The 16089-nt window shown below is 66.2% G+C and carries 10 protein-coding genes; 6 read left to right on the plus strand and 4 right to left on the minus strand.

The window, feature by feature from the left end; translation table 11 throughout:
* Nucleotides 1-3 precede the first annotated feature (3 nt).
* The gene (locus tag WC815_10620; protein ID MFA5909220.1) at nucleotides 4-1419 is read right to left on the minus strand and encodes a HEAT repeat domain-containing protein; all 1416 of its coding nucleotides are present in this window, start codon (nucleotides 1417-1419) and stop codon (nucleotides 4-6) included.
* An 11-nt stretch (nucleotides 1420-1430) separates the two neighbouring features.
* Nucleotides 1431-2903, minus strand: a complete 1473-nt coding sequence (locus WC815_10625; GenBank protein ID MFA5909221.1) for a calcium-binding protein — start codon at nucleotides 2901-2903, stop codon at nucleotides 1431-1433.
* A gap of 152 nt (nucleotides 2904-3055) precedes the next feature.
* Between WC815_10625 and WC815_10630 the strand changes: the two genes are divergently transcribed.
* The 3 genes from WC815_10630 to WC815_10640 all read left to right on the plus strand — a co-directional run bounded on the left by WC815_10630 (nucleotide 3056) and on the right by WC815_10640 (nucleotide 6436).
* Nucleotides 3056-3532, plus strand: coding sequence for a hypothetical protein (locus WC815_10630; protein ID MFA5909222.1), 477 nt, complete (start codon nucleotides 3056-3058; stop codon nucleotides 3530-3532).
* A 50-nt stretch (nucleotides 3533-3582) separates the two neighbouring features.
* Nucleotides 3583-4992 carry a tetratricopeptide repeat protein gene (locus WC815_10635; GenBank protein MFA5909223.1) on the plus strand — a complete coding sequence of 470 codons (1410 nt, stop codon included), beginning with the start codon at nucleotides 3583-3585 and terminating at the stop codon, nucleotides 4990-4992.
* Between the two features lie 106 nt (nucleotides 4993-5098).
* Nucleotides 5099-6436 carry a CapA family protein gene (locus tag WC815_10640; protein ID MFA5909224.1) on the plus strand — a complete coding sequence of 446 codons (1338 nt, stop codon included), beginning with the start codon at nucleotides 5099-5101 and terminating at the stop codon, nucleotides 6434-6436.
* 12 nt (nucleotides 6437-6448) lie between these two features.
* Here the strand turns inward: WC815_10640 and metK are convergent, their stop codons facing one another.
* Together metK and WC815_10650 are read right to left on the minus strand one after the other, a co-directional pair.
* The gene (metK, locus tag WC815_10645; GenBank protein ID MFA5909225.1) at nucleotides 6449-7618 is read right to left on the minus strand and encodes a methionine adenosyltransferase; all 1170 of its coding nucleotides are present in this window, start codon (nucleotides 7616-7618) and stop codon (nucleotides 6449-6451) included.
* Between the two features lie 214 nt (nucleotides 7619-7832).
* A complete protein-coding gene (locus tag WC815_10650) occupies nucleotides 7833-8354 on the minus strand; it encodes a sulfur transferase domain-containing protein (GenBank protein ID MFA5909226.1) in 522 nt (173 codons plus the stop codon).
* 311 nt (nucleotides 8355-8665) lie between these two features.
* On the opposite strand from WC815_10650, the gene WC815_10655 reads away from it, so the two are divergent.
* The 3 genes from WC815_10655 (at nucleotide 8666) to WC815_10665 (ending at nucleotide 16076) form a co-directional block, all read left to right on the plus strand.
* Nucleotides 8666-9601, plus strand: coding sequence for a DmsE family decaheme c-type cytochrome (locus tag WC815_10655; GenBank protein MFA5909227.1), 936 nt, complete (start codon nucleotides 8666-8668; stop codon nucleotides 9599-9601).
* Nucleotides 9602-9604: 3 nt separating this feature from the next.
* Entirely contained in the window at nucleotides 9605-11902 is a 2298-nt protein-coding gene (locus tag WC815_10660; protein ID MFA5909228.1) for an MtrB/PioB family outer membrane beta-barrel protein, read from the plus strand.
* A gap of 457 nt (nucleotides 11903-12359) precedes the next feature.
* Complete coding sequence (locus tag WC815_10665) at nucleotides 12360-16076, plus strand: carboxypeptidase-like regulatory domain-containing protein (protein ID MFA5909229.1); 3717 nt, start codon at nucleotides 12360-12362, stop codon at nucleotides 16074-16076.
* Nucleotides 16077-16089 lie beyond the last annotated feature (13 nt).

The raw sequence follows: 16089 nt of genomic DNA on the forward strand, positions 1-16089 counted from the left end.
AGTTCACCGCGGCCGCTCGGCGAGCGCGCGGCGCGCGGCCGCAGCCACGCCAGGGACGGGATCGTTCAATAGGCGCTTGAGTTCAGCCGTCTCCTCGTCAGTCGGGCCGATGAGGCCGATCGCATCGGCCGCCGCCTTGCGCAGTTCCGGGTCGTCGCTCCGTAAGACAGGCACCAGAATCGGCAGGTAGGCCGGATCGGCGGTGGAGCCGATCATCTCCAGATCCGCCTTCAAGATGCGAACGGCGTCTGCGCGCAGTTGCGGCGGGCTCTCGGTGCCCATCTGCGCAAAGCGGCGGACGACGTCGGTCCCGGTCTGTTGCGCGTTGGCGAACGGTGATTGCGGCGATGTCTTCGCTGCGCCAGCAGATTCGCTGGCGGTGCGATCTTCAGCGGCTCGATTCGCCGAGCGATTCGCGATCGAGGCCAGGACGATCACCAGCACCAGCACGCCGGCGACCGCGCCCCAGAACTTGCCCATCGTTCCCGGCACCAGCGTTCGTGTCACGGCCAGCGAGCGCTCGAGCGTGGCTTCGCTTTCGGCACGGGCCCTATCGATCGCGGCGACCCGTGCCGTCTGCTCGGATAGGACGGACGCGTTGACCCGCGCATCGTACAGGCTCTCTCCGAGCCGTCCGAAATGTTCGCGGCGCTCCTGCTGCGCGGTGTTCGACTGCTGTGCGGCGCCGTCCAGCCCGGATCGCACACGGCCCAACTCTCCGTCGATCCGCCCGAGCGCGGCCTTCTGCTCGGCGTCGATGCCGGCGATCTGCGAGGCGCATTCCTGGCTCTCGGCCGACAGCCGGCGATCTTCGGCCGCAAGGCCGGGCAGTTCGCTGCGTGCTGCCGTCAGCTTCGGTCCCAGTTCGGCTTGTTCCGCGGCGAGCCGTGACCGTCGCCCGGTGGCCGTCTGCGCCTTCGCGGGATCCGCGCCGCCCGCAGCCAGGTCGCGATCGACGGCCGCGAACTCCGCGGGGATTGCGGCGAGGCGTGCTTCAGCATGGGCCATCGTCCGCTCGCACCCGGCTTTGCGCGACCGGAATTGACCGAGGGCGGCGTCTATCGGATTCTTCTTGTCGAGCACCGCTTGCCGACGGCTGGTGAACGTGTCCACCTCCGCGCGCCGTTCCTGCTCGAGCGAGGCCTTCCTGCTCTCGAGCGCGCTCTTGGTCTGCGAAATCTCGCCGACGCGCGCATCGAGCGCCGTCAGCCGATCGCGCAGCTCGGAGAACGACGAGAGATCGATCTGTTCGTCCCACGCACGCTGTCCCAGCGCCGTCAGCGCCGCCGCGCGCTCCGCCGCCTGCTGCCGAATCGTCCGGCGCATCGTGAAGCGGGCATATCGGCGCTGCAGCTCGTGAAAGCCGGCGGCCAGGAAGTGTCCGCGCGCGATCTCGACGGCGGGCTGCGTGTCCGTCATGTGTGTGTCCTTCAATGAATCGACTGGCCGTAAGTGCGAACTCGATCCACCGCCTGCTGGACGCGCTCCCGCCGCGCGTTTCGTGCGTCCTGATTGTCCTGGTCGGTCGTCTCCTCCTCGGCGCACGGCTTGTTGCAATGCGTGCGCTTTTCGGTGTCGGCCGAGCAGGTGTCCGGATCGTTGCAGTCGGTGTCATCGTCGCCGGACGGCGATCCGCCGTCGCACTTGTCCGCACCGGCGCCGCCGCTACACTGGTCGACGCCGTCTCCGGCCTCCATCTGGTCGTCCCCATCACCGCCGTCGATGATGTCGTCGCCCCCGCCGCCGTCGATGTGATCCGATCCGGCCTCCCCGGACACGCGGTCGTCTCCGGCTTCACCGAAGATCAGATCCATCCCTGGGCCACCGTGAATCTCGTCGTCACCCGGCCCGCCGTGCAGGCCGCAGTCGAGCCCGGACATGCGGATGGTCGTGCCATTGGGGCCCGGAGCCCAGTACACGCCGCAGCCCCTGTCGTCGCCCTCGCCGCCGTCGATGAAATCATTTCCCTCGCCGCCCCCGATGGAGTCCCAGTTGGCCTCCCCGAACAGCCGGTCGTTTCCCCCGTCGCCGAACATGAGGTCCATCCCGGATCCGCCATGGATCTCATCGTTGCCCGGTCCGCCGTGCAGGCCGCAGATGTCGCTGCCGCATCCGTTGGCGTCGCCCTCGCCGCCGTCGATGAAGTCGGCGCCCTCGCCGCCATGGATCGCGTCCAACCCCCCTTGGCCGAACAGGCGGTCGTCACCGCCGTCGCCGTAGATCAGATCGATGCCCGGGCCACCGTGGATCACGTCGTTGCCCGGCCCGCCGTGTAGGCCGCAGATCTCGTCGCCGCATCCGTTGGCGTCGCCGTCGCCGCCCTCGATGTCGTCGTTGCCCTCACCGCCATGGATCGCGTCCAACCCCGCGCCGCCGAACAGGCGGTCGTCACCGGCGTCGCCGTAGATCAGATCGACGCCGGGCCCGCCGTGGATCTCGTCGTTGCCCGGTCCGCCGCGCAGCCCGCACGCGACTCCCGCGGTGCGCACGAGTGTGCCGTTGGTGTCGAAGCTGAAAGAAGCGGGGCACCCGTTGGCGTCGCCCTCGCCGCCGTCGATGAAGTCATTGCCATCGCCGCCGTTGATCGCATCCCACTCGGCGTCGCCGAACAGCCGGTCGTTTCCCTCGTCGCCGAAGATGTGATCCATCCCGGATCCGCCGTGGATCTCATCGTTGCCCGGTCCGCCGCAGATGATGTCGTTGCCGTCTCCGCCGCGGATGACATCGTCGCCGCCGAGTCCGACGATGACATCGTCGCCGGGCGTGCCGGCGAGGACATCGGGGCCCTCAGTGCCGACGATCGTCGCAGGCTGGTCGTTGCACGCGGGCTGAGCCGTCGCGCGATCGGCGCCCACCAAGAGCAGGCCGGCCGCCGCACACACAACGAGCAGGGGTGTCTTCATAGCAGCTTGGCAAATGCTACACCTAGCGGTGGCGCCTGGCAGAGGATTCCATCTGCCGGCTCTTCGTCACCCACGAATTGGGCGGGAAGAGTCCCCGCCTGAGACGATGGGCACGTATAATGCGATAGCCGTTACAAACGGGAGGAGGACACGTGAAGGCGACAGTGCTCGGTCTCGTGCTCGTTGGCCTCGCGACGGGGTCTTGCTCGAAGGCTCCCGCTACGACGGATCAGCCCCTCCTCGGGCATTGGCGCCAGACCTCCGAACAGATCGCGGCTGCCGAGCCCGGCTGGCGTCACGCCGCTCCTGGCGCCGCCCCTGTCGCCGCTGAAGAAGGCAAGGCCGGCGCCACGCGCCAGGTCGATCTGTATATCGACCAGCAGACGATGTGGACCGTGAGTCCCGATGAGCCGACGCGTCAGGAGGTGTACTCGACCTCCAATGTCGACCAGCAGCGCGGCACCCTGGTCTTGCAGGTCGGCCCGCCCGGTGGGGCGGGGACGGCCGCGATGGTGGCGTTTTCCGAGGACCGCAGGCAACTGCGGCAGACCCGGACGATTGCATCGCCCGCCGGAACCTTCAACGTGACGACCGCCTACACTCGCGTGGACGACAAGACGGCACCCTAGGTCTCCCGCCGATCGTGCTGATGCCTTCCGTTGACTCGGCGCCGCGGCGGGTGGCCGCCCTGATCGTCTTGGGAGCGGCGCTCGTCTACGCCAATGCGTTTCAGGGTCTGTTTCATCTCGACGACGCGGCGATCCTCCGAGATCCGCGGATCTCGAGCGTGACGGATTACGTGGCCCACCTGCCGGGAATGATCCGCCCCGCGCTGCGATTCAGCTTCCTCGTCGATCGCGCGGTCTGGGGCGAGAACCCCTCGGGCTATCACCTGCTGAATGTGTTGTTCCACATCGGCAGCGTCTTCTTCTTCTATTTGATCGCGCGGCATCTCGCCGGCGGCGATCCGGGTCCTTCGCGTCGTGCGTCAAGGGAGATTGTCCCCGTCTGGGCCGCGCTGCTGTTTCTCGTTCACCCGATCGCCACCGAGACCGTCACCTACGTCTCGGGACGCGCCACCGGCATGATGGCGTTCTTCTATCTGGCAGGGTTGTACTGCTATCTTCGCGCGACCGCCGCCACGAGACCATCCGAGGCCCGCGTCGCGTCCTGGCCGTACGCGGCTGCGATCGCGTGCTTCGCGCTGTCGCTGCTCTCGAAAGAGATCGCCATTACATTTCCGCTGGCGCTGCTGCTCGTCGAGTTCGTCGCGCGACGGCGGAGGGGTTCCCAATTCCGGCAGGCCGTCTGGCGCTTCCATCTTCCGTTCTGGGGCGTGCTGGCCGGCTTCCTGTGCGCTGCCGCGCTGACGCCGCGCTACGTGTATCTGCTCAGCGTCAGCCGTCATATCCGTCCGATATCCGAGAACCTGATCGCGCAGGTCCACGCCGTGGCCTACGCGCTGACCCTGTTCGTGCTTCCGGGCCGTCTCAGCATCGAGCACAACTTCGCCCCGGCTGGTTCCCTCTTCGTGTGGCCGGCGTTCGGCTCGCTGCTGCTGATCGCGGCGCTTGTGGCAGTGGCAGTGGCGTGCGTGCGCAAACACCCAATCGTGGCGTTCGGCCTCTTCTGGTTCCTCCTCCAGCTTCTGCCCACCAACAGCGTCCTCGCTCGCTACGATCTGCTGAGTGAGCGCAACCTGTATCTGGCAGCGCCGGGCCTCTTTTTCGCGATTGCCTCCTCATGGTCGGCGTGTATCGCATGGGTGATGGAGTCGATGCCGCGTCCAGCGGCGCGCGTCTCGCAAGCCTCCGCGTATGTTCTTCCGTTTGTCCTCGTTCCGCTTCTCGCTATGGCGACGGTGGACCGCAACGCCGTCTACGCGTCGCCGGTCCGGTTCTGGGCCGATGCCGTGCGGAAGGCGCCGTCGAAAGCGAGGCCGCACGTCAATCTGGGATACGCGTACTACCTCGCTGGCGATTTCGACAAGGCGATTTCGGAATTTCGACGGGCGCTGGCGATCGATCGCGACGATCCGGTGGCACAGGCCAACCTGCTCGCTGTCTGGAAACTGAAGGAGACCGAGTGATTAGACTCCGCTCGACGGAAATCGGGCTCACGGAGGCCCCCCGAGGCGCACCAGGCGTGAACCTTGCGTATACTCACGCCAGTTGGAGGCCGCGATGATCAAGCGCATGGCATTAGGCGTGGGGCTGCTGGGGGTGATCCTGCTCGGGCAGGCGACCACGATGGGACAGTCGCGCGGGCCCGTGACGCTCGCGCTTACCGGCGACTCGATCATCACGCAGAGAATCTCGCCGTTCAAGGAGCCGGAGTTCACCGGCCTCATGGACATGATCCGCGGCGCCGACGCCGCGTTCACCAACCTCGAAACGCTGTTCCACGACTACGAAGCGCCGCCGGCGCACGAGAGCGGCGGCACGTGGATGCGCACCGATCCGCCGATCCTCAAGGATCTGGCGTGGGCCGGGTTCGACCTGGTCTCGCGTGCCAACAACCACGCCGGCGACTTCGGGCCGCTCGGCGCGCAGATCACGAGCAAGTACGTTCGCGAGGCCGGGCTGGTCGAAGCCGGAGTGGGCAACAGCCTGACCGAAGCCCGCGAGGCGAAGTTCCTGGAAACGCCGCGCGCGCGCATCGCGCTGATCGCGGCCGCGTCCACGTTCACGCCGCATTCGCGCGCCGGCAATACGCGCGGCGACATGCCGGCGCGGCCTGGCCTGAGCCCGCTGCGCTTCACCACCACCTACGTCGTTTCTCCGGATCGGCTCGCTGATTTGAAGCGGGTCGCGTCGGAGTTGTCCGGACAACCACCGGCCGCCGGGGACACGTTGAACTTTGGCGGACGCCGCTACGAGTCGGGCGCCACGCCCGGGCCGCGGACCGAGCCCAACCAGCAGGACGTCGAGGAGATCGCGCGGGTGGTTCGTTCCGCCGCCACGCTTGCCGACATCGTGATCGTCTCGCTGCACGGCCACGAGAGCGGCGTCAACCGGTCCGTGCCGGCGGACTTCATCCCCATCTTTGCCCGCGCCGTGATCGACGCCGGCGCCGACGTCTTCGTGGGCCACGGACCGCACGTGCTCCGCGGCGTCGAGATCTACAAGGGCAAGCCGATCCTCTACAGCCTGTCGAACTTCATCTTCCAGAACGAGACGCTGCTGCGGATGCCCGCCGACAGCTACGAGCAGTACTCGCTGGGAGACGAGGCGCAGGCGTCCGACTACCTGGACGCGCGCTACGACAAGGATCGCCGCAGCTTCCCGGCCGATCGTGACTATTGGGATTCGGTGTTGGCGACGACGAAGTGGGACGGCGGCAAGTTCGTCGAGCTGCAACTGCAGCCCATCACGCTGGGCTACCAGACCTCGCGCGCGGAGCGCGGGCGCCCGAAGCTGGCCACGGGCGCGGATGCGGCGAGAATCCTGGAAGCGCTGACGACGCGCTCGAAGGCGTTTGGCGCGACGGTGACGGTGAGGAACGGCGTCGGGATCGTGACCCCGACGCCGTGATGCGATGAGGAGCTAGAGCGCTTTCAGCAGCGCGCCGACCTTGTTCGTGGCTTCCCACGTCAGGTCCTTGTCGTTCTTGCCGAAGTGCCCGTAGTTGGTGGTCTTCGAGTAGATCGGCCGGCGCAGGTTCAGCTGGTCGATGATCTCCGACGGCTGGAAGTTGAACACGCGGTTGATGGCGCGAATGATCTTCGCGTCAGACACCGTGGCGGTGCCGAACGTCTCCACGTGCACGCTCACCGGATCGGGATGACCGATGGCGTAGGCGAACTGCACTTCGCACTTCGCCGCCAGCTTCGCGGCGACGACGTTCTTCGCCACCCAGCGGGCCATGTAGGCCGCGCTGCGGTCCACCTTGGTCGCGTCCTTGCCCGAGAACGCGCCGCCGCCGTGACGGCCCATGCCGCCGTATGTGTCGACGATGATCTTGCGGCCGGTGAGGCCGGTGTCGCCCTGCGGCCCGCCGACGACGAAGCGGCCGGTCGGGTTGATCAGGAACTCGGTCGCGCTGGTCAGCAGCCGCGCCGGCAGCACCTTCTTGATCACTTCCTCGATGCAGAACTTCTCGATGTCACTGTGCTGGGCGTCGGCGGCGTGCTGCGTGGAGATCACGACGTTGGAGATGCCGACCGGCTTGCCGTTGTCGTAGATCACCGAGACCTGCGACTTGGCGTCGGGGCGCAGCCACGGGCACTTGCCCTGCTTGCGGATCTTGGTGAGCTCCCGCCCGAGGCGGTGGGCGAACATGATCGGCGCCGGCATCAGCTCGGGCGTCTCGTTGCTGGCGTACCCGAACATCAGGCCCTGGTCGCCGGCGCCCTGCTTGGAGGTCTTCTTGCCCTTGGCCTTGCGGGCATCCACGCCCTGGGCGATGTCGGGCGACTGCTGCGTCACGAGCACGTTCACGAACACCCGGTCGGCGTGAAACACGTCATCGTCGTTGACGTAGCCGATTTCGCGGATGGTGTCCCGCACGATCTTGACGAAGTCGAGCTTGGCCTTGGTCGTGATCTCGCCGCCGACGATGACGATGTTCGACTTGACGTAGGTTTCGCAGGCGACCCGGCTGAACTTGTCCTGCGCCAGGCAGGCGTCGAGGACCGCGTCCGAAATCGTGTCGGCGACCTTGTCGGGGTGGCCCTCGCCGACCGACTCCGAAGAAAAGATGTAACGGTTACCCATTCACACTCCAAAAAAAAAGACCCGCGACGGTCGCGGGCCTGCCTCGCGACTTAGATAGAAATCACGTCAGCCGTCGTAAGGGCGCACTTTCAGTGCGCCCGGTATGGCATGACGAGGTGCGGCCCATCAAGTCGAGGAAATCGCCGCACAAACGACCCTTCAGTATCACCTTGCCGGCGCGACACTGTCAAACCAGTCGCGTCACGCCGCCCGGTTACTTTTTGTGGGTCTCGATGTAGTCGAGGGCGAACTTCTCGAGCGCGGGGTTGCCCAGGCCGATCAGTCTCGCTTCGGCGGTGGCCTTCTCGACGGTCCAGCCGTCCTGCAGCACGCGCTTGGTGAGCCACACGGCGCCAACGCGGGTGGCCGAGGCGCAGTGGACGAACACCGGCTGGTTCGACTTGTCGGCGATCGTCGCCAGGAACTGATCGACCACCTTGGGGTCCGGCTGCTGACCGTTGAAGGGGATGCTGATGTACTTCAGCCCGACCTCCTTGGCGCGCGCCGCGTTCTCCTCGAGGTTGGCGCCCTTCTCGGTTGGCATGCGCAGGTTGATGACGGCCTTGAAGCCGTCTTTCGCCAGCCCTTCGAGGGCCGCGGTGTCAGTAGCGCCGCCGCACGCAACGACGGCATCGACCTTGGTGAAATTGACGATGCCGGCTCGCTCTTGTTTCGTTTGGGCCGCCAGGGTGGCGACGCCCAGGGCGAGGATAAGGGTGGTGATAAGTGAACGCATTGATCGGAGCCTCCGGGGCTGATCATATGCCGGGATCCGTCGATCCGTGGATGACCGGACCGCCGCCTGCCCTTTGCGCCACCCCCCGGGGAATCCGTAAAATTCCGCAACTTTCCGGCCCGGTTGGCCGCCAGACCGGGCACGCCCTCACGATTTCGGCCTGATTCCTGACGTCTTGCCGTTGGCCGTTTCGGCGTCAACTTTGCAGAGCCCCACGCAGGGGTACGACTCTCTCGCACTTATCTCTTCAGTCTTTCCCACGCTCACCACCCTCACCCCAGGGCGATGCACAGCGTTAGAGAGGGGATCACATGCGGTACAGGCTATCCGGACTGGTACTCGCGGCCGCCTTCCTGTTGGCCGGAGGCGTCACGACCGCCTCTGCCCAGCCGGCGCCGGCCGGAGGAACTTGGAGTGCGGCCGACTGCCAGACGTGCCACGAGACGGCCGTCGGGCCCAAGTTTGAGCGTACGAAACACGCGGGGCTCACCGAGAGCTGCGCGAGCTGCCATACGAACGTGGCCGAGCACTTCAAGGCCCAGTCGGCTGGCGAGACCGGTGGTCCCGTGCCGTCGATGAAGAAACTGACGGCGAATGAGGTTACCAAGACCTGCCTCACCTGCCACGAGAAGGCCAACCAGGCCAACTTCCAAAGTAGCGCGCACGCGCGCCGCAACGTGGCCTGCACGACCTGCCGCTCGGTGCACTCACCCAAGTCGATCAAGGCCCAGCTCAAGACCAAGAACGACGCCGAGACATGCGCCACCTGCCACCAGACTGTGCGATCGCAGATGCAGAAGACGTCGCACCATCCCGTCCGCGAAGGCAAGATGGCCTGCGCCAGCTGCCACAACCCGCATGACGGCTCCCGTCCACACATGTTGAAGGCGGAGTCGACCAACGAGCTCTGCTACACGTGCCACACCGAAAAGCGGGGCCCGTTCCTGTTCGAGCACGCCCCGGTTCGCGAGGACTGCGTGGCGTGTCACCAGCCGCACGGCACGAACCACAAGCGCCTGCTGACCCAGAAGCTGCCGAACCTGTGCTGGAACTGCCACCTCACCGGCTCGGGTCACTTCGGATCAGGCGACAACCTCGCCACCGAGCTGGGCGCCCGCGTGGCCCCCGCCGGAGCGCCGAGCGGGTTCCCGACGGCGAACGCCCGGTTCATCGGCAAGGCCTGCAAGAACTGCCATGCCAACATCCACGGTTCCAACTCGCCTTCGGGCGCGTATTTTGTGAGGTAAGCCATGAAGCGCATAACCATCGTCACTATGGCGCTCGCATGCAGCTTCCTGGCATCGAGCCTGCCTGTTGGGGCCCAGGGCACACCGGCCGCTACCACGAACTGGTTTGACGGGAAGGCCACACTGCAACTGCAGGGCCGTGAGGACGTCAGCTCGTCGAAGTTCGAGGAATACCGGGTGGTGCCCAAGGGCGTGTCCATGCCGGTGTTCAACCTCGCCGGCAGCCGCGACGGCAACAACTTCGCGCTGTGGGGCGAGAACGTCTCGCAGGCGGATCAGCGCTATCGCGGCCTCGCCACGGCCGCGTGGGGCGGACTCAAGTTCGACTACAACCAGATTCCCCACAACATGGCCAACAACGGCAAGTCGATCTTCACCGAGACGGCCCCTGGTGTGTGGAGCATGAGCACGCATGAGCGCCTGGTGCTCCAGAACGCGAATGACGCGCAGCTGCCGACCGCGACCCGGACGGCGCTGTTCTACGATGCGTTGCTGGCGCCCACCTTTGCGGCGGCCAACAGCATCGACCTGTCGAGCCAGCGCAATCGCGGCACGGCGGAGTTCGCCGTCGGCAAGAACCTGCCGATCGACCTCGCCTTCACCTACATGCGCGAGCTCAAATCGGGCTATCGCACCGAAAGCGGCGGCAACGTCCGCGCCCAGGTGAACCCGTCCTATGAGGTGCCGGAGCCGCTGAGCGACGTCACCCAGGACTTCGGCATTCGGGCGGCGTGGAACTTCAAGGCCGGTAACGTGCACGCGGCACTCAACCGCAACCTCTACGACAACCAGGCCGAAACGCTGATTGTCGACAATCCGTTCCAGGCCTACGACACGCCGTACACGGCCACCGTGGGCGGCCCCTCGAGCGCCCGCTTCATCAACGCGCCGGACAACGAAGCCACCACCGGCAACGGCGGCTTCCTGCTCAAGTTCAAGGGGCAGACCCGCATTGGCGGCGATGTCTCGCTCGCGCGATGGACGCAGAACGCGGCGTTCTACCCCTACACGCTCAACACGGTGATCCTGACGCCCACCGGGGCCAGGGCCGATAGCCTGTCCGCTCTCCCGCAGCCATCGTTCGACGGGAAGATCGATACCACGACCCTGAACTTCACGTTCACGTCGCGGCCTGCCAAGAGGCTCGGCCTCCGGGCGTCGTACCGGAGCTACGACCTCGCGAACAAGACCAACCGCTTCGTTATCACGGGCGACACCGCGATTTCGGATCGGGCATGGACCGCGGTGACGCCAACCGCCGACAACCCCTACGGCCATGCGACGGCCAACCACTACGACACCAAGACCAGCCGGTTCACCGGGTCGGCAAGCTACGACTTCGGCGCGCTGACACTCGAGGGACTGGTGCGTCGGGCCACGATCACCCGCACCAGCCGTGAAGCGACGTCGGGCGACGACAACGGCTACGCGGTGACCGCGCTGTTCCGCACTTCCGACTGGCTGAACCTGCGCGCCACTTACGACGATGCCACGCGCACCGCCAATGGTCACACGCTCTACGGGTTCCAGATGGACGAAGCCGAGCGCGACACGAAGCGCACCGGCATCCAGGTCGACCTGATGCCGTCCGACACCGTCGACGTGTCGTTCGCCTACCTGCGTCGCGACGTCCAATACCCCAACCGGCCGGACCGGATCGCCGTGACATCAGGCGCCCCGTCGCCCGGTGCGTCGCCAATCCCCGGCACGCCCAGCGGCTTGCTCGAGGCGAAGTACGACTCGTACACAGGTGAAGTCTCGTTCAACCCGAACGAGCGCGCGGAGCTGACCGCCTACTACACGTATGAGAAGGACGCGACCACCAACCAGTGGTCCACGACCACGGGGGTCGCCCTCAACAACCTGCTCAACTACGCCGGCACCGACGAGACCAACACCTTCGGCGTCAACGCCGTCCTGCAGCTGGTGCCCGAGAAGTGGTCGTGCACCTTCAGTGCCATGCGCCAGAAGGTGGATGGCCTGATGGACATCACGGCCAGGGAAGCGGGGAACTTCTACACACCGGGCCGCACCACGCTGATTCCATCGGGACAGGGCGGGGCGGCCGACATCAGTGACTGGGACGACACGAAGCTGACGACCGTCGTGGCCCAGGTCGACTACGCCGTCGCCACCGCGTGGACGATCACGGCGGGCTACTGGTACGAGAAGTACGACTTCCGGGACGCCTACACGGCCAGCGATTTGCTCATGCCGCAGGCCGTCTACATCTTCATGAAGGGCGACCGGGGACCCTACAGCGCCAATGTCGTCTTTACGAGACTGAGCTACCGCTTCTAGGAGAGAAGAGAGACGTTGCGGGCGGCCGGCGCAGGATTGCGCCGGCCGTTCCCGACGGTCGTCACGGACACGGGCGACGCCCGGTTGAGCGGCGCCTCTTCATGCCTCGAATAATGTCGTCGCAGCCTTCTCGAAGCGACGAAATTGTCGACCTATGGTCGCGGCGAATCACCGCCCTGTCGTCGACCCGCGTCCCCAAAACCCACCTTCACGCTTGACCCTTCGAGGAGCCGACGAATCTGTCGGGACGCGATCTTCCGCCGCCATCTTTGTCGCGCGCGGCCTTCGCGCGCGCCTGCCCCGCGCGATCTCGATCGCGGTCAGTTCCCCTCTGTAGCGCCAGACTCCGCATCAGGGCGAACGACTATTCGGCACGGGAGTTGCTGATGGGGGTGTCCATTACCCCTTGCTTCATTGCCGTGTGCGCTCACACGCCCACGTTCAGGAGAACTCTTCCATGCCTCGTTGTCGGATTTCTTGGCTCGCCGTCTTCGTCTTGAGTGTTGCCACATCGGCGTTTGGTCAGGCCGCTTCCTCACTACGCGGAAAAGTCGTGGACGCCCAGGGCGGCATTCTCCCCGGCGTCACCATCCAGCTGGCGAACGCGCAGTCGGCGTTCGCACGTTCGATCATTTCCGACGCGTCCGGGACCTACCAGTTCCCCCAGGTGCCGCCCGGCACCTATGAGCTCTCTGCGCAGCTCGAAGGCTTCGCGCCGGTCAAGCAGCCGGTGACCCTCCGGGTGAGCACGCCGACGACCGTCGACCTGAAGCTGGCCCTCGGCGCGCTGGAGGAGACGGTCACGGTGCAGGCTGAAGCCATCAGGTTGAACACCACGGACGCGAGCGTCGGCAACGCCTTCGACGAGCGCCAGGTGCGGCAGCTGCCGCTCCTGACGCGCAACGTGGTCGAACTTCTGAGCCTTCAACCCGGCGTGACGCCGACTGGCGAGGTCGTCGGCGCGCGGCGCGATCAGAACAACGTGACGCTCGACGGCGTCGACGTCAACGACAACCAGACGGCCGGCATCGACACCAACGGCCCGACGGCCGGGTATAACTTCAGCACCAACAACTCCTTCCGCGAGAGCGGGTTCAACGCGGCGTTGCCGGTGCCCCTCGACTCGGTCCAGGAATTCCGCGTCACCGTGGCCGGCCAGAACTCCGACCAGGGCCGCAGTTCCGGTGGCCAGGTGTCGCTCGTGACCAAGAGCGGGACCAACCAGTTTCATGGTTCCGGCTACGAGTACAACCGCAACACCGCGACCTCAGCCAACAGCTGGTTCAGCAATCGTGCGGGCATCCCGAAGGAGCAGCTGAAGCGCGATCAGTACGGCGCCTCGCTCGGCGGCCCTGTGAAGAGCAACCGGGTCTTCTTTTTCGGCAACGTCGAGCGCCGCACCGACGACAGCGCACAGAGCGTGCTGCGCCGGGTGCCGTCGGCAACGCTGCGCGCCGGCACGATCATGGCGAAGGCCAACGACGGCCGGACGTACGCGCTCGGTCCCGATGCCTTGAAGGCCATCGATCCGCTGGGCCTCGGCAACAGCCCGGCCATGCTATCGCTGCTGAACGCGCTGCCGTTGGGGAATGACCCCTCGGCGGGCTTCGACGCCGGCCTGAACTTCTCGGGCTACCGCTTCAACGCGCCCCTGAGCCTGGACAACCGGGCCTACGTGGGCAAGGTGGACGTCAAGCTCGATCGCTCCAGCTCGCATAATCTTTCGGTCCGCCTGTCGCTGGCCGATGCCAATCGCGACGACACCCTGGCGCAGTACCCCGGCCAGGAGTCGGCGGCCCGGTTGATCAACAACAGCTACGGCATCTCGGCGGCCTACACCGGCGTGCTCTCGCCGAACCTGGTGAACAGCGCCAACTTCGGCCTGACGCGGATCGACCTGCAGCGGACGGGCTCGCAGTCGACGTCGTTCACATTGGACAGCATCGACGTGGCCACCAACTTCACCCGGCCCTACGTCCGCGTGGCGCCGACCTACAACTTTATCGATGACCTGACGTGGACCAAGGGGCGCCACTCGATTACGGCCGGCGTCAACTTCCGGATGGTCAGGAACGACCGCACGAGCTACGCCAACGCGTTCCAGGCGTTCGGCTACAGCCGCGGCACGCTGCTCGGCCTGGGTTCGGACATCGTGAATGCCACGCAGTCCTACCTGGCGGCGCAAACGGGCAACCCGGGAATCCGGCTCACCGACGCCTCGGCGGTTGGTCGCGCATTCGGCGACCTGTTCGGTGTGCTCACCAACGCGTCGATGACCTACACCTACGATCGCGACGGCAAGCCGCTGCCGATCGGGACCCCGGCGGTCAGGAACTTCGCGAGCAACGAGTGGGAGGTGTACGTCGGGGATAACTGGCGCGTGACGCCGAACCTCACGCTCAGCTACGGCCTGCGCTACATGAACCTGGGCGTGCCGTACGAGCAGAACGGCTTCCAGGTCGCGTCGACCTTCCCGCTCGAACAGTACTTCGACGAGCGCAAGACGCTGTCCAGCCAAGGCGTGCCGAGCAACGCCATGCCGCATAACTGGCTCGATTACGACCTGAGCGGCCCGGCGAATGGCGCGACCAGCTGGTATCGCCCTGACAACAACAACTTCGCGCCGCGGGTCGGGTTCGCCTACGCCCCGTCGGGCGGGTTCCTGGAGACGCTGCTCGGGACGGGCGGCGTCGTCCGTGGCGGTGCCGGCATCGTCTACGACCGCTTCGGCAGCAACCTGGTGACGCAGTTCGATAGCTCGGCCTCGTTCGGCCTCAGCGAGATCGTGCGCGGCCCGACGGTCAACTTCACGACCGGGCCACGGTATCAAGGCGCGTTCCCGGCGATTGCCGACGGCCCCGCGCACGCGTTTCCGTACACCGCGCCGCTCGTCGACTACATCGGCGGCGGCTACATGGGCATCGCCAGCGACCTCCACGCGCCCTACGCGTTCAACGCCAATGTCTCGGTGGCGCGTCCGCTGCGCGGCGGCATGACGGTGGAAGCCGGGTACATCGGCCGCTGGGGCCGCGACTCGCTCATGCAGATCGACGCCGGCGGTTGGGCGGTGCTCTTCCGCGACCCGGCGACTGGACAGAGCTGGAAGGAGATGGCTCAGGCCATTCGCGGGTATCGCGACGCGGGCGTCGACCCCACGGCCATCAGGACCAATCCCGGCCTGGTGGCGCCCATTCCGTTCATCGAGAGCATGATGCCGCGGCTTGCCAACCTCTACTTCCCGGGCAGCGCCACGGCGAACTACTACAACCTCATCTGGGGCCAGAACGGCGGCAGCGACGCCGACGCCACGCACGCCATCGACCGGGTGCGGTCGGCCCAGTTCCCCAACTGCATCATCAAGACGGGATGCAACACGCTCTACCCGTCGCAGAGCAGCTCCATGTCGATGTGGACCAACGCCGGCTACTCGAACTTCAACGGCGCCACGCTCTCGCTCCGCAAGGTCTTCAGCCAGGGCTATTCGTTCGATATCAACTACACGTGGTCGCATTCGCAGGACAACGGTGGTGCGGCGGAGGCCGGCGCGGGGACGTCGGGCGCGATCATGCTGAACCCCTACGACTACAACGCCTTCTACGGGGATTCGGACTTCGACATCCGGCACAACCTCAACGTCAACGTGGTTGTCGGGCTGCCGTTCGGGCAGGGTCACGCGTTGCTGTCGAACGCCGGCGGCCTGGTCAACGCGCTCGTCGAGGGATGGCAAATCTCCGGGATCTTCCGCTACAACTCCGGGTTGCCCACCGCGGTGGCCTACTCGGGTATCTGGCCGACGCACTACGCGGTGTCGGCGGTGGCGTATCCGGTCGGCGACTACAGCGATCACATCACCACCAACCAGAAGGGAAATCCCGCCCTCTTCGACTCGACCACCGAAGCCGCCAACTGGCGGCCGATGCTGCCGGGCGAAGTGGGCATGCGGGCCTCGGTGCGCCTGGACGATGTCTACAACACCGACCTCGCGGTGACCAAGTCCTTCAATCTGCCGTGGGCCGGCCAGCGCCTGCAGTTCAGGGCCGAGGCGTTCAACGCCTTCAACAACGTCAACTTCACCAACGTCGCGCTCGACGCGAATTCCCCCGCGAGCTTCGGTCAGTTCACCGGCACGACCCCGCCGCGGGTCATGCAGTTCGCGCTTCGCTACGAGTTCTGATCGGCGATGGAGA

It is taken from the genome of Vicinamibacterales bacterium, assembly GCA_041659285.1.
Lineage (GTDB): Bacteria > Acidobacteriota > Vicinamibacteria > Vicinamibacterales > UBA2999 > 12-FULL-67-14b.

What these genes read in the sequence shown, in the direction of transcription:
- WC815_10620 (MFA5909220.1), bottom strand. Translation starts at nt 1,419, where the DNA reads ATGACGGACACGCAGCCCGCCGTCGAGATCGCGCGCGGACACTTCCTG.
- WC815_10650 (MFA5909226.1), bottom strand. Translation starts at nt 8,354, where the DNA reads ATGCGTTCACTTATCACCACCCTTATCCTCGCCCTGGGCGTCGCCACC.
- metK (MFA5909225.1), bottom strand. Translation starts at nt 7,618, where the DNA reads ATGGGTAACCGTTACATCTTTTCTTCGGAGTCGGTCGGCGAGGGCCAC.
- WC815_10660 (MFA5909228.1), top strand. Translation starts at nt 9,605, where the DNA reads ATGAAGCGCATAACCATCGTCACTATGGCGCTCGCATGCAGCTTCCTG.
- WC815_10640 (MFA5909224.1), top strand. Translation starts at nt 5,099, where the DNA reads ATGGCATTAGGCGTGGGGCTGCTGGGGGTGATCCTGCTCGGGCAGGCG.
- WC815_10655 (MFA5909227.1), top strand. Translation starts at nt 8,666, where the DNA reads ATGCGGTACAGGCTATCCGGACTGGTACTCGCGGCCGCCTTCCTGTTG.
- WC815_10665 (MFA5909229.1), top strand. Translation starts at nt 12,360, where the DNA reads ATGCCTCGTTGTCGGATTTCTTGGCTCGCCGTCTTCGTCTTGAGTGTT.
- WC815_10625 (MFA5909221.1), bottom strand. Translation starts at nt 2,903, where the DNA reads ATGAAGACACCCCTGCTCGTTGTGTGTGCGGCGGCCGGCCTGCTCTTG.